The organism is Sanguibacter sp. TS_SC_8, from assembly GCF_055361235.1.
Window position 1 is genome coordinate 2,082,382 of sequence record NZ_CM143955.1, and the last position, 20,961, is coordinate 2,103,342.

Annotated in this window: 19 protein-coding genes and 1 pseudogene; 5 read left to right on the forward strand and 15 right to left on the reverse strand. The window is 69.3% G+C overall.

The window, feature by feature from the left end; all coding sequences use genetic code 11:
• Positions 1–627: 627 nt before the first annotated feature.
• The 5 genes from ACWA15_RS09410 to ACWA15_RS09430 form a co-directional block, all read right to left on the reverse strand.
• Positions 628–1,083: a hypothetical protein gene (locus tag ACWA15_RS09410; protein WP_464054802.1), complete on the reverse strand. Its 456-nt coding sequence runs from the start codon at positions 1,081–1,083 to the stop codon at positions 628–630.
• A 69-nt stretch (positions 1,084–1,152) separates the two neighbouring features.
• A complete protein-coding gene (locus ACWA15_RS09415) occupies positions 1,153–1,497 on the reverse strand; it encodes an ArsR/SmtB family transcription factor (protein WP_464054803.1) in 345 nt (114 codons plus the stop codon).
• Positions 1,494–2,759, reverse strand: coding sequence for an MFS transporter (locus tag ACWA15_RS09420; protein WP_464054805.1), 1,266 nt, complete (start codon positions 2,757–2,759; stop codon positions 1,494–1,496). The genes ACWA15_RS09415 and ACWA15_RS09420 overlap by 4 nt, the downstream gene beginning before the upstream one ends.
• 117 nt (positions 2,760–2,876) lie before the next feature.
• Positions 2,877–2,954: an antitoxin VbhA family protein gene (locus tag ACWA15_RS09425; protein WP_464059472.1), complete on the reverse strand. Its 78-nt coding sequence runs from the start codon at positions 2,952–2,954 to the stop codon at positions 2,877–2,879.
• A gap of 130 nt (positions 2,955–3,084) precedes the next feature.
• Positions 3,085–4,275 (reverse strand): YncE family protein, encoded by a 1,191-nt coding sequence (locus ACWA15_RS09430; protein WP_464054806.1) that lies wholly within the window; start codon positions 4,273–4,275, stop codon positions 3,085–3,087.
• Positions 4,276–4,956: 681 nt separating this feature from the next.
• Here ACWA15_RS09430 and ACWA15_RS09435 point away from each other — a divergent pair.
• Together ACWA15_RS09435 and ACWA15_RS09440 are read left to right on the forward strand one after the other, a co-directional pair.
• Positions 4,957–5,565, forward strand: coding sequence for a DUF305 domain-containing protein (locus ACWA15_RS09435; protein ID WP_464054808.1), 609 nt, complete (start codon positions 4,957–4,959; stop codon positions 5,563–5,565).
• Between the two features lie 127 nt (positions 5,566–5,692).
• Positions 5,693–7,761: pseudogene (locus ACWA15_RS09440) on the forward strand (heavy metal translocating P-type ATPase).
• A 38-nt stretch (positions 7,762–7,799) separates the two neighbouring features.
• On the opposite strand, the gene ACWA15_RS09445 reads toward ACWA15_RS09440, so the two are convergent.
• The 8 genes from ACWA15_RS09445 to ACWA15_RS09480 form a co-directional block, all read right to left on the reverse strand.
• Entirely contained in the window at positions 7,800–9,239 is a 1,440-nt protein-coding gene (locus tag ACWA15_RS09445; RefSeq protein ID WP_464054809.1) for a 4Fe-4S binding protein, read from the reverse strand.
• A 37-nt stretch (positions 9,240–9,276) separates the two neighbouring features.
• The gene (locus ACWA15_RS09450; RefSeq protein WP_464054811.1) at positions 9,277–9,657 is read right to left on the reverse strand and encodes a hypothetical protein; all 381 of its coding nucleotides are present in this window, start codon (positions 9,655–9,657) and stop codon (positions 9,277–9,279) included.
• A 121-nt stretch (positions 9,658–9,778) separates the two neighbouring features.
• Positions 9,779–10,900 carry a sensor histidine kinase gene (locus ACWA15_RS09455; protein ID WP_464054812.1) on the reverse strand — a complete coding sequence of 374 codons (1,122 nt, stop codon included), beginning with the start codon at positions 10,898–10,900 and terminating at the stop codon, positions 9,779–9,781.
• Complete coding sequence (locus tag ACWA15_RS09460; protein ID WP_464054813.1) at positions 10,897–11,625, reverse strand: response regulator; 729 nt, start codon at positions 11,623–11,625, stop codon at positions 10,897–10,899. Before ACWA15_RS09460 ends, ACWA15_RS09455 begins: the two co-directional genes overlap by 4 nt.
• Before the next feature lie 194 nt (positions 11,626–11,819).
• On the reverse strand, positions 11,820–13,337 hold the full coding sequence (locus ACWA15_RS09465; protein WP_464054814.1) for a 2Fe-2S iron-sulfur cluster-binding protein: 1,518 nt from the start codon (positions 13,335–13,337) through the stop codon (positions 11,820–11,822).
• Positions 13,334–14,299: an FAD:protein FMN transferase gene (locus tag ACWA15_RS09470; protein ID WP_464054816.1), complete on the reverse strand. Its 966-nt coding sequence runs from the start codon at positions 14,297–14,299 to the stop codon at positions 13,334–13,336. The genes ACWA15_RS09465 and ACWA15_RS09470 overlap by 4 nt, the downstream gene beginning before the upstream one ends.
• Position 14,300: 1 nt before the next feature.
• The gene (locus ACWA15_RS09475; protein ID WP_464054818.1) at positions 14,301–14,453 is read right to left on the reverse strand and encodes a hypothetical protein; all 153 of its coding nucleotides are present in this window, start codon (positions 14,451–14,453) and stop codon (positions 14,301–14,303) included.
• A 130-nt stretch (positions 14,454–14,583) separates the two neighbouring features.
• Positions 14,584–14,916, reverse strand: coding sequence for a hypothetical protein (locus ACWA15_RS09480; RefSeq protein WP_464054820.1), 333 nt, complete (start codon positions 14,914–14,916; stop codon positions 14,584–14,586).
• Positions 14,917–15,027: 111 nt separating this feature from the next.
• Here ACWA15_RS09480 and ACWA15_RS09485 point away from each other — a divergent pair, with 111 nt between their 5' ends.
• Entirely contained in the window at positions 15,028–15,708 is a 681-nt protein-coding gene (locus ACWA15_RS09485) for a response regulator transcription factor (protein ID WP_464054821.1), read from the forward strand.
• A gap of 25 nt (positions 15,709–15,733) precedes the next feature.
• Positions 15,734–17,122 carry an ATP-binding protein gene (locus ACWA15_RS09490; RefSeq protein WP_464054822.1) on the forward strand — a complete coding sequence of 463 codons (1,389 nt, stop codon included), beginning with the start codon at positions 15,734–15,736 and terminating at the stop codon, positions 17,120–17,122.
• 48 nt (positions 17,123–17,170) lie between these two features.
• Here the strand turns inward: ACWA15_RS09490 and ACWA15_RS09495 are convergent, their stop codons facing one another.
• On the reverse strand, positions 17,171–18,244 hold the full coding sequence (locus ACWA15_RS09495; RefSeq protein WP_464054824.1) for a DNA polymerase IV: 1,074 nt from the start codon (positions 18,242–18,244) through the stop codon (positions 17,171–17,173).
• Positions 18,245–18,306: 62 nt separating this feature from the next.
• Here ACWA15_RS09495 and ACWA15_RS09500 point away from each other — a divergent pair, with 62 nt between their 5' ends.
• Complete coding sequence (locus ACWA15_RS09500) at positions 18,307–19,875, forward strand: CYTH and CHAD domain-containing protein (protein WP_464054825.1); 1,569 nt, start codon at positions 18,307–18,309, stop codon at positions 19,873–19,875.
• A gap of 33 nt (positions 19,876–19,908) precedes the next feature.
• Here the strand turns inward: ACWA15_RS09500 and ACWA15_RS09505 are convergent, their stop codons facing one another.
• A complete protein-coding gene (locus ACWA15_RS09505; RefSeq protein ID WP_464054826.1) occupies positions 19,909–20,847 on the reverse strand; it encodes an SDR family oxidoreductase in 939 nt (312 codons plus the stop codon).
• Between the last annotated feature and the right edge of the window lie 114 nt (positions 20,848–20,961).

Below are 20,961 nucleotides of genomic sequence, written 5' to 3' on the forward strand. Positions count from 1 at the left end.
AGGATCGCTGTCGCAGACTGCAAGCCCGTCCCGATGCTCGAGGGCGTTCGCCTGTGACCACCGACCTGTGTTGACTCCAGTCCAGTAGTTCGCTTGGATCTCGAGGTCGTGTCCATCCGGTTCTGTTCCTGTGGGAACGTACTCAGCGACGAACTCCGTCGCCGCCGCCCGGCACCACGTCGTCTTACCGGCAGCACTTGGGCCCTCCACCGCCACGATCATTCGTCGATCCTAGGCTTGCTGCGTCGTTGTCGAGTGCGACGGTACGCAGCGACGGGTCTGCGACGAGGTTGGACGTCTCCAGCCTTCACGCCGCGTGGACTTCTCACCCTCACCGGCGGGCTGAGCTCCGAGGATGCCTTCGACGTCCCGCGCGACCACTCCAGCCTCGCCAAGGTCGAGGTCCGAGAGGTCGCGGACAGGCTCCTCGAGCTGGAGGTGTCAGGCGCCGTCGAGAGGGCTGCGATCAGCTGCGCCGATGAACGTCACGGCGTAGTTCGGGGAACAGGGAGAAGAGGCCAACTTGCCCCCTGAGGGGAAGTCGGCCTCGTCACCGTGTGACGCGCCGTCGTACCGCTCGGGTTCTGGTGCGACGTGCGCGCGTACGTGCCGGAGGAGCGACTGGTGTCAGTTCGGAGTCGTGCGGGTGGTGTGGTGCTCGTCGTCGCCCTCGATCTCCTTGGCGAGCAGGAACGAACCGATGGCCCAGACCGCTGCGCCGATGAAGCCAACCCACACGCCGATGTCGGTCGAGAGGTCGTCACCGCGCTCAAGGCCGCCCATCGGGTTGAGCCCAAGAGCGAGGCACTGGATCGTCGCGGCGATGCCAACGGCCATGGAGACCAGCGTGAGGCCGCGGTGCTGGCCGCGCCGTGCACGCTTTCCGGCGTACACCAGGGCGACAAGCAGGCCGATGCCGAGGTAGGCGATGAAGGGGATGAGGGAGTCGGTCTCGTGGCCGGTGCGGGGGCCCGCGCCGTCGTCAAGGTTCACCCAGTTCAGCAAGGGTGAGACGTTGAAGACGATGATGCCCAGTGCTGCGACCGCGAGGCCTGTGCTCTTTGCGCGACGGGTGTCCGCCAACGGACGGTGACTGAGACTCCGACGCGGCTGCAGGGACCGATCCGCGTCGGAGGTCCCGTGCTGGCTCGGTCAGCGGTGGTGGGGCGGGACGTCGTAGAGGGTGTGTTCGGTGTGGTGCAGGACGTTGGTGACGAGGGCGGCGACGTGTTCGTCGGGCTGGGAGTAGTAGATCGTGGTGCCGTCGCGGCGAGAGGTGACCAGCCGTCCGGTGCGGAGCTTGGCCAGGTGCTGAGAGACTGCCGGTGTTGGTCGGTCGAGGGCTTCCGCGATGGCGGTCACGGGCATCTCCGTGCCGTCGAGCATGGCGAGGATCGCCAGCCGGGTGCGGTCCCCGAGCAGGCGCAGGACGCCGACGGCGTGGTCGAGGTCGGCGTCGGTCGGGGTGGTACGGGCGGCGGTGTCCACGAGGCTCATCTTGGCACCCCGGCGTTCTTCAGGCGTTCGGTAGCCATCAAGGTGGGACGCTGGTGGGGCCAGAGCGCGGTGGCGGTGAGGGTGGCTGCTGCGGCGAGGACGGCGAGGAGGAGTGCTGCCCGGTCGAGGCCGACGAGACCGAGCCAACCGGCCAGGGGGTAGGTGAGCAGCCAGCAGGCGTGGGAGAGGGAGAACTGCGCGGCGAATGCCGCTGGCAGGTCGGTCGCCGGGACCGATCGGCGGATGATGCGACCGACCGGTGTCTCGACCGAGGACCACCCGATCCCGACCACAAGCCACAAGATCGCCACCGTGACCAGGGCCCAGGTGACATCTGGGACGTGGAGGGCCAGCGGGACGAGGGCGGTGGCGGTGGTGAGCAGGGCAGCGCCGCCGAGCATGACGCGCCGTTCGGGGAGGTGGCGCAGCGCCCAGGGGAGGGCGACGGCCGTTGCCATCGAGCCGGCGCCGACGGCGGCCAGCAGGACGGCGACCATGTCCTCTCCTTGGGCGAACGTGGTCCTGGCGATCACGACGGTCTGGACCAGGACGAACGCGCCGGCTGCGGCAACGGCCAGGTTGAGCGCGAGGACAGGACGCAGCGCTGGCGTCCGCACGAAGAGCAGTGTTCCCTGCCGGGCTCGCTGCCCGAAGGGCATCTCGGGGGTGTCCTCATCGGCGAACTGTCCGGCCCGGCGCGGGACCAGGACAGAGGCGACCAGTGCGGCGGACCCGGCGAACCCGGCCGCGGTGCCGAAGAACAGCGCCGAGGACGGGACGAAGATGAGCAGGGCGGCTGCCAGCATCGGAGACAGCACCGCCTCGAGGTCGTACGCCACGCGCGAGAGTGAGAGGGCCGCGGTGTAGTCGTCCTCGTCGGGCAGCACGTCAGGGATGACGGACTGGAAGGTGGGGGTGAACGTGGCCGAGGCTGCCTGGAGGATGAAGATCAGCACGTAGATCTGCCAGATCTCGCCCACGAACGGCAGCGAGAGCGCCACGACCACCCGCACCGCGTCTGCGCCGATCATCACCGCCCGCCGCGGCAGACGCGCCACGGCGGCTGCGGCGAGAGGTGCGACGAACACATAGGCCACCATCTTGACCGCGAATGCCGTGCCGAGGACTCCGCCGGCGCTCGCACCGGCCACGTCGTAGGCCAGCAGGCCAAGGGCGACCGTCGCCAGACCCGTACCGGTCAGTGCGACGACTTGGGCGAGGAACAGCCGGCGATAGGTACGGTGCGCGAGGGCTCGGATCACCCAGCCATCATTGTGCATATTTGCGCAAACACGCAAGTGCTGTGGTGCCCGACGACGCCCCGGCCGCGCCCAGTGCCCCGAACCGGATCGCCTGACGGCGGCTGGTCGGGTCCGCGGCTACTCGTCCTGAAGGTGCTCGAGGCGCTCGTGGTACTCGGCTGTGTCGATCTCCCCGCGGGCGTACCGCTCGGCCAGAACGTGGCGGCGTGCTCAAGCCCATGTCCCACACTCGTGTCCGACCTCCGGCGGTCCGAGACGAGACCGCAGTCCATGCCGCAGGGGGTATGCCTCGAGCGTAGACCTGCCGCCTCACGACGACCAGGAGCTAGTTGTGCTCCTCGCCATGATCGCCGTGGTCATCTACCGTGTCGTCGTCCTTCGCATAGTCCGGGACCGTGATCTCGACTGTTGTGGGCACGGGCCACGCCAGGACAGAGGGGCTGAAGGAGATCCCGTTGGGCTTGTCTCCGACGGGGATGGTGGCGACCGTCTCATAGGTGGTGAGGCTCAGGACGGAGACGGTGTCGTCGTGGAGGTTCGTCACCCACGCCACCGTGCCGGTGGGGTCGATCACCACTCCGTGAGGCCCTGCCCCCGTCTCGATGCTCGCCGTCAACGTCATGTCTGCGGGATTGATCACCGAGACCGTGTCTCCAGGGTCATCGTCGGTGCCCTGGTCGGCGGACAGCAGCTGGGTCCCATCGGTCGTCAGGTACAGCTGCACGGGAGCGGTGGGAACCTGGACGGTCGCGACAACGCCTTGGCTGGCCAGGTCGACCTTGGCGACGGCGCTGTCGCCAGCCAGGCTGACATACGCGAACCGACCGTCGCCAGCGACAGCCACCTGCACGGGAGAAGCGCCGACCGGGATTGTGGCCGTAACCGACATCGTCGCGGTGTCCACGACATCGATGGTGCCCTCGGCCGTGTTCGCGACCACCAGCGTCGTGCCATCTGCAGAGGGCCGGAGCCCGTGGGGACCTGCGCTCAGCGCGGTCTTTCCGAGCGGTTCGAGGTCCGCGGACCGGTAGGCACTGAGAGTGTCTTCGCGGGAGTTGGTCACATACGTCTGGGTCCCGTCCGGGCTCACGACGACGTGCGCCGGCCCTGATCCGGTCGCGGCGGTGCCCGTCACCGTCAACGACGCGGTGTCGATGGCCACGAGTGCATTCTTGTGGCCGCTGACTGCCCAGACCATCGACCCGTCCGGACTAGCCTGCACGTTGTGAGGACTGTCCACACCCTCGATGGTGGCCACGACCTGGCTGGTCTTGGCGTCGATGGCGCTCAGGGTTCCACCGTCCTCGTTGGCGACCCAGACCGTGCCCACCACCGTCCCCTGCACGCTCTCGGCATCGCCTTGGGTTGTGGACGACGTCGCCGCCGGTGGGGTACTGCTCTGACCGCACGCTGCCAGGAGTACCGATCCCGCCGCTGCGACCATCCCGATCGCGATCCTGCGGGTGAAGGGCCTTCTCATGTGTCCTCCTCGAACTATCGGCAAGCCGGGCCACACGGCCCACGTCCACCCTCCGGGCTGCACCCTGGCCCGACGGTGTTGACCTGATGAAGATTCGCTGTAGTGAGTACGCGTGGCGCCCCGACTCGCCAAGCCTCTCAGGAGCTCTTGCTAGCCTGACCGCACCGGCTTGCGTGGGGATTGGGGGACAGGTGACCGCCTGGTTGAGCAGCATCGTGCGCGTTGGCGCTGCCGTTGTGCTGTTCCTCGTGGTGTTCTCCGGCGTCATGGTGCACTGTTCATCCGAGGGCGGTGCCGGAGGACACACTGCTCACACGGCGCCGATGTCTGGTGAACCGAACCTTCCCGGTCCGACGGAGGTGACGCCACCGGCGTCCGCGGTCGCGCTCCTGCTGCCCGCCCACCCGGGGACGCAGCGCCCGCTGAACGACGCTCTCGTCATGTGCTGCGCACTGGTCGCAGCCGCGATCCTGGTCCCCGTCGTCTCTCGCTGGATCCTCGGCAGGTGCCGGCCGAGACGGATGCGCGCTCATCCCCGGGTCGTACGTGTGGCGGCAGGTGCTCGACTTCGTCACGGCAGTCGACCCATCGTGGCGCACTCTCTGTGCGTCTTGCGCGTGTAGGAGCTCTCCCTGGTTGCCGCCTCGCGGTCAACCACGACGTCCACACCCCAGATCCCGTCCCCGCTGTGGCGGACGGGCAGACGATGGAGCCCACATGACGACCAAGACACGCGTTGCCGCCCTTGCTACTTCCTTCGTGCTCGCCGCGGCGCTGACCGCGTGCGGCGATCCCGCACCCGAGACGGAATCACCCACGACGCAGGGCGCGGCGGAGGACTCTGCCGGGGCGGCGCACAACGACGCCGATACCGATTTTGCGCAGATGATGATCATTCACCACGAGGGTGCAGTCGAGATGGCCGACCTCGCGGGGACCACTGCCGAGAACCAGGACGTCAAGGACCTCGCCGCGGACATCTCGTCCGCCCAGGGCCCCGAGATCGACACCATGACGTCGTGGCTCGAGGCGTGGGGTGAGCCGACGTCCCCGGACGATCTCATGGGCGGTATGGATCACGGTGACATGGAGATGGAGGGCATGGACCAGGAGTCGGCCATGACTGAGCTGGGTGCCCTCTCCGGGACCGAGTTCGACCAGCGGTTCCTCGAGCTGATGATCTCCCACCACGAAGGCGCCGTCGGGATGGCGCAGGCAGAGCTCGAGGCGGGCACGAACGCCGATGCCTTGGCCCTCGCCCAGGTGATCATCGACGCCCAGACGTCCGAGATCGCCAAGATGGAGGGCATGCTCGACACCCTCTGACGCGTTTCACCTCCCGTGGCGGGACAGTCGCGGCTGTCCCGCCACCTCGCCGGTCGCGCGTCTCCGGCGTTGTTGGGAGCGTGGAAGGGTGCTCGAGACCCGACACCGAGGAGTTGCCATGAACGCCATGCCTGAGCACCTCCACCCGCGAGCCCCGGGCCGCGGCCCCGCCTCAGCCCAGGACCATGCCGGCGGGGCGCAGCGCGGTCACGGAGACCACGTCGGGCAGTTCCGGCGGCTGTTCTGGATCATGCTCGTGCTGGCGGTACCGACCGCGTACTTCAGCGCGATGTTTGCTTCGATCCTCGGCTACTCCGTGCCCGAGGTGGCGGGTGTGGCCGCGGTCTCCCCGGTGCTGGGGACTGTGATCTACCTGTGGGGAGGGCGTCCCTTCCTCGTCGGTGCGGTGTCGGAGATCAAGCAACGTTCACCAGGGATGATGCTGTTGATCGGGATGGCGATCACCGTCGCCTTCGTCGCGTCCTGGGGCGCGAGCCTCGGGGTCTTCTCCCACGAGCTGGAGTTCTGGTGGGAGCTGGCGCTGTTGGTCGTGATCATGCTCCTGGGACACTGGATCGAGCTGCGATCGCTCGCCCAGACATCATCGGCTCTGGAGTCCTCGCGGCTCTGCTCCCGGACACAGCGGAACGCGTCGATGGCGACCAGCTCACCCAGGTCAGCCCAAGCGACCTGCTTCTCGGTGACGTGGTCATGATCCGGCCAGGGGGACGCATCCCGGCAGACGGGCGCATCGTGGATGGTGCGGGCGACGTCGATGCGTCCATGGTCACCGGTGAGTCCCGGGCCGTGCCGCGCTCCGTCGGTGATCTCGTGGTGGCGGGAACCGTGTCCACGGGTTCCGCACTCCGTATCGTGGTCACGGCAGTGGGGGAGGACACGGCCCTGGCTGGGATCCGACGGCTTGTCGCCGACGCACAGTTGTCGTCCACCCATGCCCAGCGCCTGGCGGACAGAGCAGCCGGCTGGTTGTTCTGGTTCGCGCTCGTCTCCGCAGCGGTCACTCTCGTGGCGTGGTTGGTCTTCGGTTCCCCGGAGACTGCGCTGATCCGCGTGATCACCGTGCTGGCGATTGCCTGCCCGCACGCCTTGGGCCTGGCGATCCCTCTGGTCGTCTCGATCGCCACGGAACGCGCTGCCGCGGCGGGCATCTTGATCAAGGACCGCATGGCACTCGAGCAGATGCGCACCATCGAGACGGTGCTCTTCGACAAGACAGGCACCCTGACGAAAGGCACACCTGGCCTGCGGCGAGTCCTCGCTACTGGAGAGCACAGCGCGGAGAACGTCCTTGCCTGGTCGGCCGCCGTCGAGAGAGACAGTGAACATCCCTTGGCGCGTGCGGTGATTGCCGCAGCGGTCGCCCGAGGCGTCCAGGCTCCCAGCGCCTCAGGTCTCCAGTCCCCGACGGCAGTCGGGGTCACCGGAACGGTCGCGGGCCACACCGTCGGCGTCGGCGGACCCCGCATGCTCCAAGCGCACGACCTGAGCCCTCTGGCGGAGATCCAGGCGTGGTCGGACCAGGGATCCATCGTGCTGCACGTCCTCGTCGACGGCCGGGTCGCCGGAGCGTTCGAGCTTGTCGACGAGGTCCGCCCCGAGTCGCGCGAGGCGGTTGACGCGCTGCACGCACGAGGCATCCAGGTCGTGATGATCACCGGCGATGCCGAGCCCGTCGCTCGCTCGGTCGCTGCTGACCTGAGCATCGATCAGGTCTTCGCCGGTGTCAGGCCGGAGAACAAGAGCGGTCACGTCCAGGAGCTTCAGCAAGAAGGCAGGCTCGTCGCGATGGTGGGTGACGGCGTCAACGATGCCCCAGCCTTGGCACAGGCCGACGTCGGGATAGCGATCGGGGCGGGAACCGACGTGGCGATCGCATCGGCAGGAGTGATCCTGGCGAGCGACGATCCGCGGTCGGTGCTCTCCGTGATCGAGCTGTCGCACGCGTCGTACGGGAAGATGAAGCAGAACCTGTGGTGGGCCGCCGGATACAACCTCGTGTCCGTCCCCTTGGCCGCAGGGGTGCTCGCACCCATCGGCTTCGTCATGCCGATGGCGGTCGGAGCGCTGCTGATGTCGCTGTCGACCGTGGTCGTCGCAGTCAACGCCCAGCTGCTGCGTCGCCTCGACCTCCGCCCCGACGTCAGCCAGCCCCAAGGCGAGGTCAACCATGGCTGAGCGCATCCTCGTGTGCTCCCCGCCCCTGGTACCCGACGTCACATGCGGTGCGCCATGGGCAGCAAGAACATCCAGACGTTCACCGCGCCGAGCAGCGCGATGATCCCCGCGTACGGGATGAGCGTCGCGCGCCGTCGGGCAGTCGTGCGATAGCGGCGGTGGGCGATGCGCCGGGCGGTGTAGAGGGAGCCCGCGACACCGAGGGCGAGCAGCGCGAACTGCAGCACCTGGATGGTGCCCGTGCTCAGCAGGGCCGGGTTGACCCCGGTGGCGTCGACCCCGACGAGCGCAACAACCGCTGTGTAGACAGAGCCGCCCTCGGCCAGCAGGTGGAAGAGGTTGTGCGCCAGGTGCGCCGCGACGTCGAGGGGAATGAGCGCATACCCGAAGCGAGCGAAGTTCATCGCGGTGCCCTCGAGGTTCCCGGCAGCCGCGATGCGGGAGGCCAGGGCGAGCAGCGCCACGGGGACTGTCACGGCGACGACAAACGCAACGGTGAAGATCAGGGCGTAGCTCGTGACCCCGGTGGTGACCTCGATCCAGGCCAGGACCTCGGTCCAGACCTCGAGCATCGTGATGTTCTGGATGAGGACGATGCCCATGATCGCCATGGCAAGGTAGGAGTGCTCGATCTTCGGCTTGGTGATGAACCACAGTTCGCTCGTCGGTTTGCGCAGCCGGACCTGGATGGCGTCGTTGGGGCAGGACTTGATGCAGTTGGCGCAGAGGTTGCAGTTCGCGGAGTCCTCCATGGTGCGCGGGAACGTGAAGAGCGGGCAGCCAGCCACCTTGTCGTTGCCGTTGTAGCAGACGGCCTTCGCGGTGCAGGTCTTGCAGATCCCGGTGTCGGCGCGGAGCTCAACCATCCCGACTCGTGCGTAGTTGCCCGACAGTCCGCCGAGGAAGCACAGGTACCGGCAGAACGTGCGCCGCTGGAAGAAGGCCCCGGAGGCGATCACCGCGGTCGTGAGCAGGAGCAGCAGGACGCCCGAGCCCCACGGCGACTCGACGACGCCCCACACGTGGTCGGCCCAGGTGATCGCGAGGAACGAGGCGTCGATGATCCAGATGCCGTAGTTCTTGAGGAACTTAGGCACCGGGCGGTTGACGCCGACCCATCGCTGCACGACGTCCGTCAACGCCCCGAACGGGCAGACCGCGCACCAGAACCGGCCCAGCAGCACGAACACGATCGGGATGACCGGCCACCACAGGACCCACATGAGGGCGGTGCCCGCGTTCTCGTGCGCGACGTCGGGCCCGGCGAGGAGCTGGTACGCGACGAGCCCGAAGACCGCCGCGACCGGGATCTGGAAGATCTTCGGATACCAGCGGCTCCGCAGCGAGCGGGCGACCCACGGGATCGCCATGAGGTTGCGACCTACCGGTGACGGGGTGAGGTCCGGACCCGGTGTCACGTCTGGATCGATGTCTGGCGCGACCGGCGCGGAGGGTGGTGTGAGCATGGGCGTGGTCATCGTGGCGTCCTTCGTGGGCGGTCAGCGGTGCGGGCGGTCAGGCGGAGGCGACGGCGGCACGGGGCCGGTGGCGCGGGCGCTGGAGGTCACGTCGACGCAGGACGGCGGCACTGACGAGCACGACGGCGTTCAGCCCGCCGAACGCCGACAGCACCAGGACCCGAGGCCGGTCGGGTGCCGGGGTCGAGGTGTGGTCACCGGTGGTCTCGCCAGTCTCGCCGGTCTCACTTGTCTCCCCGGTCCCACCGTGTTCGCCGTGCTCGCTGTGTTCGTCTACGGGGGGAGTGGGGTCTGCCGTCTGGGCGGCGAGGACGACGGTCACCTGCTGCTGCGGCGTGGTCATCGCGAGGGCGGGGTAGACGGCCAGCGGCACGGTGAGTGCGACGACGACCGACAGTCGGACGAGAGCGGGGGTCATGGGAGCTCCTCTAGGTCTGCTCCCAGAAGCGTGGCCGCCCTCGAGGCAGTTCACGTGGGACTTCCAGGCCTAGGACGGAACCTTCATGGAACCTTCATCGACCGGCAGGGACCGGGGCGGCTCAGCTCGTCGGCAGGGTGAGGGTGAACTCGCTGCCGGTTCCCGGACCGGCGCTCGCGGCGGTGATGGTTCCGTCGTGGGCAGTGGTGAGCGCCTGGCAGATCGCCAGACCGATCCCCGATCCGCCGTGGGCCCGGTCCCGTGCTGTGTCCGCGCGATAGAAGCGTTCGAAGAGGTGGGGCAGGTGGACGGCGGCGATGCCTTCACCCGTGTCCTGCACGCTGATGCGGATGCGGCCAGCGGGGGCCTGGGTGGCGTGGACGGTGACGGTCCCGCCTGGTGGCGTGTGTCTGATCGCGTTGGCGACGAGGTTGTCGAGGATCTGCGCCATCCGTAGGCGATCGACGAGGACCTCCCGCAGGTCTGCGTCGATGTCGCTCGTGAGGTGGACGGACCCCTCTGCTGCGCGCTCACGACCCGCGCTGACGGCCGCAGCCGCCAACTCGCGGGGGTGGACGGGCTCCAGCTCGAGCGTCAAGTCTCCGCTCTCCGCGCGGGTGACCGCCGCCAGGTCGCGCGACAGGCGTGTCAGGCGGGCGGCCTGCTCCCGAAGCACGGCTGTCGTGGCCCCGTCGAGAATCTGTATACCGTCCTCCAGTGCTTCCAGATACGCGCTGATCGTTGCTACCGGCGTACGCACCTCGTGTGCCACGTCGGCAAGAAGGCGGCCTCGAAGCCGTTCGCTGTCTTGCAGGCGTTCGGCCATGTGGTTGAACGACGCAGCGACCTCGTCGAACTCGCTGCCGATCCCCGGCAGCGGGACGCGGGATGCGTAGTCTCGGTTGCCGACGTCGGCCGCTGCGGAGGAGAAAGCGGCCAAGGAACGAGAGATCCGCCGTGCCAGAGCCGCTGAGACCAGCAGTGCTGCGATGCCTGCGGCGCCCAGCGCGACGGTCATGGTCACGGTGCTGGCCGAGCGAAACGCCTCCTCTGCGTGCAGCACCGCGGCATCGTGATCGCTCAGGCCAGCCCGCAGCATGTGCTCGTGGAACAGGTCCGGCCCGATGATCGAGGCCACGACCAGTGCCGTCACCGCCGCGGTCGTCATCACCAGCATGATGGCGAGGAGGAGCCGCGGGGCCAGGCCCCGCGGCGACCGGGGGCGCGGGCGAGCGTGGGTCATCGTCCGAGCCCGATGCGGTATCCGACACCTCGCACGGTCCGGACGAACGTCTGCCGGTCCGCGCTGTCACCGAGCTTCTGGCGCACGTGCAGGATGTGGACGTCGACGAGGTGCTCATCGCCGACCCAGCCATCTCCCCAGACCGTGTCGATGAGAAGGCGCCTGCTGAACACCATGCCGGGGCGTGCGGCCAACGCGGCCAGGACATCGAACTCGGTCCGGGTCAGGTCGATGAGGCGCTCGCCGACCCGGACCTCGCGGGCTGCCACGTCGAGCGACAGCATCCCGATACCGATGACGTCCGCAGCTGTGCGGATCTCGGGTGCTGGAGGTGTGTGCCGTGGTCGGCGCTGCAGCGCCGCGATCCGGGCCACAAGCTCGCGTGGGCTGAAGGGCTTGGTCATGTAGTCGTCGGCGCCCACGGACAGTCCGATGAGGACGTCGATCTCCTCAGCCCGAGCCGTCAGCATGATGACGTAGCAGTCGGAGAAGGTGCGCAGCTGGCGACACACCTCAATCCCGTCCAGTCCGGGCAGCCCGAGGTCCAGGACGACGACAGCGGGGTCAACCTGGCGAATCAGGTCGACGGCGTGGGTGCCGTCGGCGCACAGGTGGGTCTCGAACCCGTCTCGCTCGAGGTAGTCCGCGACGACACGGCTCAACGCCTGCTCGTCATCGACGACGACCGCGCGCTGTCCCACGATCACGGGCGAGGGTGTAGTCATGCCTCCATTCTGTCCGCTTCCGGATGGGGTCCGAACCACCTGCGCTGGGCTTCCCGCACTGGCAGCCCAGGCCCCGCGAGGTGCGAAGGATCGAGATCGACTCTCCTGACGGTCGCCGACCCGTCGCCGACCCGTCGCCGAGCACCGCCCAGGGGATGAACCCCCTCGTGCTGGTCGAGGATGTGCACTTCAGGTCAGAGATCCAGGGAAAGCCGCGTGGTCAGGGCGCGGGAGACGCACGGGTAGATGACGCCCGCCGCGTCCTTCTCCTCGTCGTTCGCCACCGAGTCGAGGTGCAACGGCGTCCCGCCGGTGACCCGGAGCTCGCACGTGCCACAGACGCCCGTGCGGCAGGATCCGGTGACCGGGGCGCCGGCATCCTCGAGCACGTCGAGGATGCTGCGGCCCGGGGGGACCGTCAACCAACCGAAACCGGGCATCTCGACCTGGACCGGCTGAGGGATGGCGCCGGCTGCGCGATCGGCTGCGGCGAACCGCTCCAGGTGCAGACGCTCCGGCGGGACGGCGGAGGCCAGCCCGTCCATGAGCCGTGCGGGGCCGCAGCAGTAGACCTGGGCAGTGGTGGTGGATGCCACGGCGGCTGCCGGGTACGGTCGTGCCTGCTCGTCGCGGGCGTACACGGTCACCCGGCCCGGGTAGCGAGCCTCCAGGTCGTCCGCGAACGGCATGCTGCCCCGCGAGCGGCCGAGGTAGACGAGGGACCAGCGGCGGGAGGCCGGGAGGCTCGTGATCATCGAGAGGAGCGGGGTGATGCCGATGCCGCCGGCGATGAAGAGGTAGTCGGTCGCCGGCTGGAGCTCGAAGCGGTTGCGGGGCGTCGCCACCTCTACGATCTCGCCGACAGCAAGGGATTCATGGATGAATCGGCTGCCGCCCCGGGAGTGCTCGACAAACCGCACCGCGATGTCGTAGCCCAGCCGGTCCGCCGGGTCTCCGCAGAGCGAGTAGTGCCGTTCGAGTCCGCCGGGAAGGTGGAGTTCGAGGTGCGAGCCAGGCGTCCACACTGGCAGACGACGACCGTCCTCCGGCACCAGGCGCAGGCCGACGACGCCGACGGCGAGCGGCGTCCGCCGGGCGACGACCATACGCAGCCGCTGATTCACGGCTGGCACGTGACGTGCCCGAGTGGCCGAACGCCCCCGTTGCACGGCGACCGAGCCGACGAGCTGACGAACCATGACCGCGAGCGTGGTGACCACGATGAGGGCGGTCGAGATCGAGGTGTACCACCAGGTGCCCGTGTCCGATCCGGCGAAGGCCGCATGGAACGCGACGAGCGCCACGACGACGTAGCTCAGGTAGTGCAGCCCCTTCCAAGCCTGACGCGGTATCCGGTGCATCGCGAGCGACGAGAGGACGACACCGGCCATGAGATAGAGCGCCACGATGCCGAGCGCTACGGGCAGAGGCTTGAACTCGGACGCGAACGGCACGAGTACCGCGACGACGCCGAAGCCCGCTTGGTCGCGCAGGTAGGGGTCGAGGAGCAGGGATCCCACGTGCACCAGGATCATGATGATGGCCAGGCCGCTCAGGTAGCGGTGCAGATCCTTCAGCCATGCGGGATTGTCGGCAGCCCGCAAGACCCGGGTGGACAGCAGCACTCCCCAGAGCACGGTTGCCGTGAGGAGCGTCCAGGCGACGATCGCGCTCGCCCGCGAGACGTACCACCAGAGCTGGGGATCGTTCATCGGTATCGGCTCCAGTTCGCGGAGATGTGCTCGGATCCATCGGCCGTGATCACGAGACCGGCCGCGCCCTGGCTCGGGAGCCAGGCGAGGAACTCGTGGAGCGGGCGCAGGAAGCCCGGCTTGGTGAGCGACTCCGCGCGGGCCCCGGTCGCCGCAATGACGGTGACGGCCTGCACCGTTGTCGAGATGGTCCGGCCGTCTCGCGGGTCGAGGAGGTGGTGGACCTCGGTGCCGTCCGGGGCTCTCCACCGCTGCTTGCGCTGGCTCGAGGTCGCCACGGCACCGCGTGAGACCCGCACGACCGCACGCTGCCGTTCGGGGTCGAACGGGTCCTCCACACCGATACGCCAGGCGACACCGTCGGGGGCGACCCCTCCGACGACCACGTCGCCCCCGAACTGCGCCATCGCGCCGAGCGCTCCGTCGGCGAGAGCCTGCTCCACCGCCAGGTCGGCGGCGAGGCCCTTTCCGATACCGCCGGGATCGAGCGTGGTTCCGCGCCCGAGCGTGATGCGTTCGCCGTCGATGCGCACCGAGTCGATGCTGCCGGGTGCCCGCGCCGAGGCCGGCAACCGGGTCGTTCGCGTCGGGTCGACCCGTGACGTCGCGTAGCCGGCAGCGACAAGTGCCGGCAGCAACGTGGGGTCGAAGGCACCGTCGGTGCGGTGGTAGGCGTCGAGCATCTCCTGGACGAGGCGGACCGTGTGGGGGTGGACCTGCAGTGGGGCGCCCTCGGCCAGATTCAGGGCGGTGATGTCGCTGTCGCCGAGGAAGCGGCTCCAGCGTGACTCGAGGCGACCGGCGAGTGTCAGCCCGGACCAGGCGACGCCGACGTCGACGCCCACCACGGTCATCGAGAAGCGGCTTCCCATGCGGTGCGCGCGGGCGGTGGCGGTCATCGGCCGGTCACCACGAGCGGCGATCGCGGCCAGCACGGCGTCCTGCGCTATCGAGCACCCCATGTCAGCCTCCTGATCCGCCGGTCGTGGCGTCGACGGGCGTGCCCGGGGGAGCGGTGTCAGGTGCGGGGGCGGGCTCGGCGCTCGGCTCGGCCGGGGCGGGAACCGTGGTGGTGTCTGTGGGCGCAGGTGCCGGGGAGATGTTGACGGGTGGCACTGGAGCGGTTCCAGCGGGTACCGGTACGGACGGCTGAGGGATCAGAAGGAAACCTGCGAGAAGGCCGCCGAAGGCGAGGATCGCAGCCGCGCCGACGACAGTTCGCGCGCCGCGGGCCGGATTCCGGCGGTCAGTCGTCGTCGTCGTCGTAGTCATGGTCGTCGGCTGCGCCGGTCGATGCGTCGTCGGAGTCGGACTTGTCGATGTCGTCGTCATCGGTGTCCGCTGCAGGGCCGCCGGTGGCTCCGGTGACGCCCGGGGTGGGCGTCGCCGACGCGGGTGGTTCGGTCGGGCCCGGCACCGAGCCGAGTGGCGTGTCGTCGCCGGTCAGGGTGACCACGTTCGAGGTCGTGCTTGTCTGGGGGTCCAGCAGACCGAGGGTCCCGGCGTTCGCGGCCATCGCGACCGAGGCCGCGACGATCACGCCCAGAACGGAGAGGGTGGTGATGAGTGAGGTCTTCATGCCTCGACGCTACGGACGCTTCGGTAAGGGGCGGCCCCTGGAGCGTCCAAGATTCATCCAATTTTCCGCGTCACCCGAGCGGAGCGGACAGCACGCGCCGAGAATGTTGGCATGCGGGTACTGCTGATCGAAGACGACGCCGCGATCGCGGCGGGAACCCTCGATGCTCTGCGTCAGTCCGGGTTCGACGCCGCCCACGCGGCAACCGGGGCTGCGGGCCTCGCGGCCGTCGAGGCCGGGGAGGCCGACATCGTGCTGCTCGATCTCGGGTTGCCCGACATCGACGGTGTCGAGGTGTGCCGCCGGATCTGCGGGTCGTTCACGCTTCCCGTGATCGTCGTGAGCGCGCGCGGCGACGAGTTCGACCGGGTGCTGGCGCTCGAGCTGGGGGCCGACGACTATCTGGTCAAGCCGTTCGGGTTCCGCGAGCTCGCAGCACGCATCCGAGCCGTCACCCGCCGCGCGTCGCACGGCGAGTCAGCCGTGACCGCGGCGACGACCGCTCGCACGTTCGGCCCGCTCACGGTCGACCCCCGGAGCCGCAGGGTGAGCCTCGGCGGCGAACCCGTGCATCTGACGGCCAAGGAGTTCGAGCTGCTCGAGTACCTGACCGAGGATCCCGGAGCCGTCATGCGGCGCGGCGACATCCTGCGGGACGTGTGGGGCACGAGCTGGTACGGGACGACCAAGACCCTCGACGCCCACGTGGCTGCGATCCGGAAGAAGCTGGGCGATCCCGCCTGGATCGATGCCGTGCGCGGGGTGGGCTTCCGGTTCGGTGAGCCGCAGTGATCGCGCCAGGCGACGGACGGCCGGCATGAGGCTTCGGCTCATCTTCGCCATGACCGGCTTCACGCTGCTGGTGCTCGCTGTGCAGAATATCCCGTTCGCGTTCTACCTCACCGGTGTCGAGCGCGAGCGCATGGTCACGACGCTCGAACGCGATGCGTTCGTCCTTGCCGGTCGGCTCGAGGATCTGCTTGAGGCGGGCACTGCGGCGAGCGATCCGACGGCGACCGACGTCGTCGCCGAGTACAGCGCGACGAGCGGAGCGCGGGTCGTCGTGGTCGACGCCGAGGGCGTCGCGGTCGCGACCAGCGATGCCGACCAGACGCGCGTCGGCGCCTCGTACGCGAACCGGCCCGAGTTCGAGGCTGCGCTCGCCGGACGGATCGCCTCGGGTGAGCGCGACTCTGCGACGCTCGGACTGAGACTGCTCTATGTGGCCGTTCCCGTCGTCAGCGGCGAGGACGTGCTGGGTGCGGTACGGCTGAGCTACCCGGCTCAGGAGGTGACGGATGCCGCGGTGAGACAGGTCAGGGGGCTCGGGGCGGTGGCCGCCATCACGGTCGTGCTGGCGGGCCTGGTCGCGTTCGTCTTCGCGTCTGGGGTGACGCGCCGGCTGCGGCTGCTCCAGTCGGCCACCGAGCGGCTCGCGAGAGGAGACCTCGCCGCCAGGGCCGAGGAGAGGGCCGGCGTGCCGGAGGTGCGCTCCCTCGCGCACTCGTTCAACGTCATGGCCGAGCGTCTCGCGACGCTCATCGGACTGCAACGCTCGTTCGCGTCCGACGCCTCCCACCAGCTGCGCACGCCGCTCACGGCGCTGCGGCTGCGGCTCGACGGCGCCCGTCAGCTCATCGACTCTGATCCCGAGGCAGCGGCCGACCGGCTCAGGGCCGCCGACGCCGAGCTCGACCGTCTGGGCTCCCTCATCGAAGGACTGCTCACCCTGAGCCGCGCAGAGGCGACATCCGCCGCGGTCGGCGTGCACGATGTGGCCGTGATCGCACGGGAGCGCGTCGAGCAATGGCTGCCGCTCGCACAGGAAGCCGGTGTTGTCATCCGGTACGCGGGCCCGGCCCACGCACCGGCGCTGGCGGTCGAGACAGCCCTCGAGCAGATCATCGACAACTATCTGGACAATGCTCTCGAGGTGAGCTCCGCGGGATCAGCGATCATCGTCCACGTCGAGTCAGGCGCTCGGGTAGTCGTGAACGTGCTCGACGAGGGGCCCGGCCTCTCGGCCGAGCAGCGCCAGCGAGCGTTCGACCGGTTCTGGCGTGGCTCCTCTCACGGTGAGGGCAGTGGTCTCGGCCTCGCCATCGTGGCTCAGCTCGCCCGGGCGAGCGGCGGGTCCGCCCATCTCGAGTCTCGCCCCGGCGGCGGGATCGACGCATCCCTCACCCTGCCTGCTCCACCCCGCTGACGCGCGCAGCTCCGGCGCGCACCAACGTAGCCATGAGCTCCCCTGAAGTCACCACCCACCGCGCGTGGGCGTGTGTCCCTTGCGGGCGTCGTCGGGCATCGCCATGTCGGCTCGGATGCCGAGCAGCCGGATCGGACGGCCGGGTTCGACGGCGCCGGCGAGGTCCAGAGCCCGAGCGAGGATCTCGTCCCGGTCGAAGGTCTCGGGGATCTTCCTCGCATGGGTCTTCGTCGTGAACGGCGCGTACCGAACCTTGAGCGTCAGCCCCACCACGGGTCGTCCTTCCGCCACCACATCCTCCAGGACGCTCGCTGTCAGCTCTCGCACGGCGTCGCGTACCTGGGCCTGCTCGGTCAGGTCGGCCTGGTAGGTGGTCTCCCGGCTGTGCCCGCGGGCGACCCACGGGGTGTCGTCCACGACGGTGGCCCCGTCCCCGCGTCCGAGCTCCGCGTACCAGGGACCCATCTTGGGACCGAACTCCGGGACCAGGTCCTGGGGATCAGCTGCGGCGAGCTCCGCGACCGTGGAGATCCCGAGGGTGGCCAGCCGGCCCGAGATCTTCGGTCCGATGCCCCACAGGTCCTTGGTGGGCCGACTGCCCATCACGTCGAGCCAGTTGGCGGCGGTGAGCCGGAAGACGCCCGCCGGTTTGCCGAGATCGGTGGCGTTCTTGGCGCGGACGAGGGTATCCCCGATGCCCACGCTGCAGTGCAGCTGGGTGTGTTCCAGGACGGCGGCCTGCAGCTGCCGGGCGTAGCCTTCCGGGTCCTGTGTCTGCGTGCCGACAAACGCCTCGTCCCAGCCGAGGACCTGCACGACGGCGCCCGGCTGGGCACGCAGGGTCGCCATCACCGTGTCCGACGCCGCGAGGTAGGCCTCGTGGTCGACGGGCAGGATCACGGCGTCGGGCACCTTCCGGGCCGCGATGCGCAGGGGCATACCCGAACCCACACCGAACGCACGGGCTTCGTAGGACGCGGTGGACACCACGGCCCGCTCGGTGGGGTCGCCTCGGCCACCGACGATGATCGGCAGGCCCGCAAGGTCAGGGCGCCGCAGCACCTCGACCGCCGCGATGAACTGGTCGAGATCGACGTGCAGAACCCACTGGTCTCCGCTCACTCCTCCAGTGTGTTCTCACCGTCCAGCGACGGCATCAGCAGTTTCTGCGATAGAACTGGGGAATGGCTGAGGTGTACCGAGAGGTCGAGATGAAGTTCTCCGTCGAGGACGGCTACGAGGTTCCCAGCCTGACCGAGCTTGCCGGACCCAGGAACGACGGCGAGCCGTTGATCCTGGCCGAGCCCACGCAGCACGTGCTGCGCGCCACGTACTTCGACACCGCAGACCTGGTCCTGGCGCGCCACGGGCTGACATTGCGTCGACGCGTGGGCGGCACGGACGCCGGCTGGCACCTCAAGGTCCCGGCGAGCGGGTCGGAGCGTTCGGAGATCCGCCTGCCAGCAGGGCGTGCGGGCAGCACGGTCCCCGGGGCGCTGCAGCGCCTCGTGCGGGTCCGCACCAAGGGGCGGCCGCTCGTCCCCGTCGCGCAGATCACGACGCACAGGGCGGTGCACCGGCTGTTGGACGCGGCCGACCACGGTCTGCTCGAGCTCGCCGACGACCGGGTCGTCGCCCGACGCGTCCTTCCCCGTGACGGGTCCGATGAGGCGACCGGCCCGGAGGTCGCGTGGCGCGAGATCGAGATCGAGGCACTGGATGGGGACAGCGCGCTCCTGGCTGCGGTCGCCGCCGGACTGCGCGCGCACCGAGTGGCCCCGGCGCCGCACTCCTCCAAGCTTGCCCGCGTCCTCGAGCTCGACGACGACGCCGAGCCGGACCGTCGCACGAAGGTCAAGCATCCCTCGGCGAAGTCCCCGACGAGCCAGGTCGCCCTGGCCTACATCGGTGACCAGCTAGAGCAGCTCCGTGCGCAGGACCTCCCCGTCCGGATCGACGCGACCGGGAGCGTGCACATGATGCGCGTGGCGAGCCGTCGCCTGCGCAGCGCCCTGACGACCTTTCGTCCGTCCTTCGTGTCGGACGATGTTGGGCCGCTGTGCGGGGAGCTCAAGTGGCTCGCGGGAGTCCTGGGCGCGGTCCGTGACGCCGAGGTCATGCACGATCGGGTCCTCGGCGTCCTGCAGGGTGAGGACACGCACTCCGCGCTCTCGCCGGTCGCCGCCGAGGCCGACGCGCAGCTGCGATCCGCGCACGCAGCAGCGCGCGAGGCAGCACTTCTCCAGCTCGAGGGGGAGCGGTACGACCGGCTGCTCGACGACCTCGAGGCGTTCGTGCACGCTCCACCGACCACCGAGCGTGGCGGCCGACCGGCTGGGAGGTCGCTCCAGCGCGGCGTGGCGAAGGAGTACGCTCGCGTCCGGCGGCTCGTGACGCGTGCCGGGGCGGCGACCGAGCCGGTGCGGCGAGACGAACTCCTCCACGACGCACGCAAGGCCGCCAAGCGCACCCGCTACGCGGCTGAGCTTGCCGCCGACGTGTTCGGTCCCGACGCCGGGGCGTTCGCCGCCGCGATGGAGAGCGTGCAGGAGCTCCTCGGGCAGCACCAGGACTCCGTCGTCCTGCGTCAGCGACTGCGCCAGCTCGCCGAGAGCACCGCTGACCCGATCGCCGCGTTCAGCTACGGCCGGCTGCACGCCCTGGAGGAGGTCCGGGCCCGCGATGTCGAAGAGCGGTTGCCGACGGTCTGGGCCAAGGCGAACAAGAAGCGCCTGCGCCGGTGGCTGCACTGAGGAGACGCGATCTGCCATCACCACTCCGTTGCGTCACGGCGACGGCGTTCCCCCGTTGACGTTGAGCGTCTCCCCGAGCACGTAGCTGGACTCGCTCGAGGCGAGAAAGACGTAGGCGGGGGCGAGCTCGGTCGGCTGGCCGGCGCGCCCCAGCGGGGTCTGCTGACCGAACTCGGGGAGGTCCTCGGGCAGCTGCCCGTCGGAGGGCTGGAGTGGGGTCCAGATCGGGCCCGGGGCGACCGCGTTCACCCGGATGCCCTTCGCTGCGAGCTGCTGCGCGAGCCCCTTGGTGAAGTTGTTGATCGCTGCCTTGGTCGAGGCGTAGTCGAGGAGGGTCGGGGACGGCTCGTAGGCCTGGATCGACGTCGTGTTGATGATCGTCGATCCCGGTGGCATGTGTCCCACGGCGTCTCGGCTGAGCCGGAACATCACCTGGATGTTGACCTTGAACGTCTGGGCCACCTGCTCGTCGGTGAGGTCCTCGATCGCCTCCACAGCGATCTGCTTGCCTGCGTTGTTGACGAGGACGTCGAGGCCACCGAGCCCGTCGGCGGCGCGCTGGACCAGGTGCGCGGAGAAGGTGTCGTCGGCGAGATCGCCGGGCAGCGGCACGGCCGTGCGCCCTTCGGCCTCGATGAGCGCGATGATCCTGGCGGCGTCCTCCTCCTCGGCGGGCAGGTAGGAGATCGCGACGTCGGCCCCCTCCCGGGCGAAGGCGATCGCCACCGCCGCCCCGATGCCGGAGTCGCCCCCGGTGATGAGGGCCTTGCGGCCGGTGAGGCGCCCGGTCCCGCGGTAGGAATGCTCGCCGAGGTCGGCGTGGGGGAGCAGGTCGGCATCGAGGCCAGGCTCGTCCTGGCGCTGCTCGGGCGGCTCGATGGCCGGGTAGCGGGAGACGGGATCCTGGAAGACGAGCTGGTCCGCGCGGCTCGCCTCGGTGATGGCTGCGTCGTCTGCGTGGGTCGACGTCATGTTGGCCTCCTGGTCATGGGGGTCGTGTGTGGCGGGTTCTTCCACTGTGCCTGCAGCTCTCGGGCCGCGCATCCGGGAACTGCCGGCACCTCATACGGTTCTCTAGTCTTGACA

Coding starts and splice junctions, on each gene's coding strand:
- ACWA15_RS09415 (WP_464054803.1), bottom strand. CDS start 1,497: ATGAGCCTCGTGGACACCGCCGCCCGTACCACCCCGACCGACGCCGAC.
- ACWA15_RS09435 (WP_464054808.1), top strand. CDS start 4,957: ATGACGACCAAGACACGCGTTGCCGCCCTTGCTACTTCCTTCGTGCTC.
- ACWA15_RS09445 (WP_464054809.1), bottom strand. CDS start 9,239: ATGACCACGCCCATGCTCACACCACCCTCCGCGCCGGTCGCGCCAGAC.
- ACWA15_RS09450 (WP_464054811.1), bottom strand. CDS start 9,657: ATGACCCCCGCTCTCGTCCGACTGTCGGTCGTCGTCGCACTCACCGTG.
- ACWA15_RS09455 (WP_464054812.1), bottom strand. CDS start 10,900: ATGACCCACGCTCGCCCGCGCCCCCGGTCGCCGCGGGGCCTGGCCCCG.
- ACWA15_RS09460 (WP_464054813.1), bottom strand. CDS start 11,625: ATGACTACACCCTCGCCCGTGATCGTGGGACAGCGCGCGGTCGTCGTC.
- ACWA15_RS09465 (WP_464054814.1), bottom strand. CDS start 13,337: ATGAACGATCCCCAGCTCTGGTGGTACGTCTCGCGGGCGAGCGCGATC.
- ACWA15_RS09470 (WP_464054816.1), bottom strand. CDS start 14,299: ATGGGGTGCTCGATAGCGCAGGACGCCGTGCTGGCCGCGATCGCCGCT.
- ACWA15_RS09480 (WP_464054820.1), bottom strand. CDS start 14,916: ATGAAGACCTCACTCATCACCACCCTCTCCGTTCTGGGCGTGATCGTC.
- ACWA15_RS09485 (WP_464054821.1), top strand. CDS start 15,028: ATGCGGGTACTGCTGATCGAAGACGACGCCGCGATCGCGGCGGGAACC.
- ACWA15_RS09490 (WP_464054822.1), top strand. CDS start 15,734: ATGAGGCTTCGGCTCATCTTCGCCATGACCGGCTTCACGCTGCTGGTG.
- ACWA15_RS09500 (WP_464054825.1), top strand. CDS start 18,307: ATGGCTGAGGTGTACCGAGAGGTCGAGATGAAGTTCTCCGTCGAGGAC.
- ACWA15_RS09505 (WP_464054826.1), bottom strand. CDS start 20,847: ATGACGTCGACCCACGCAGACGACGCAGCCATCACCGAGGCGAGCCGC.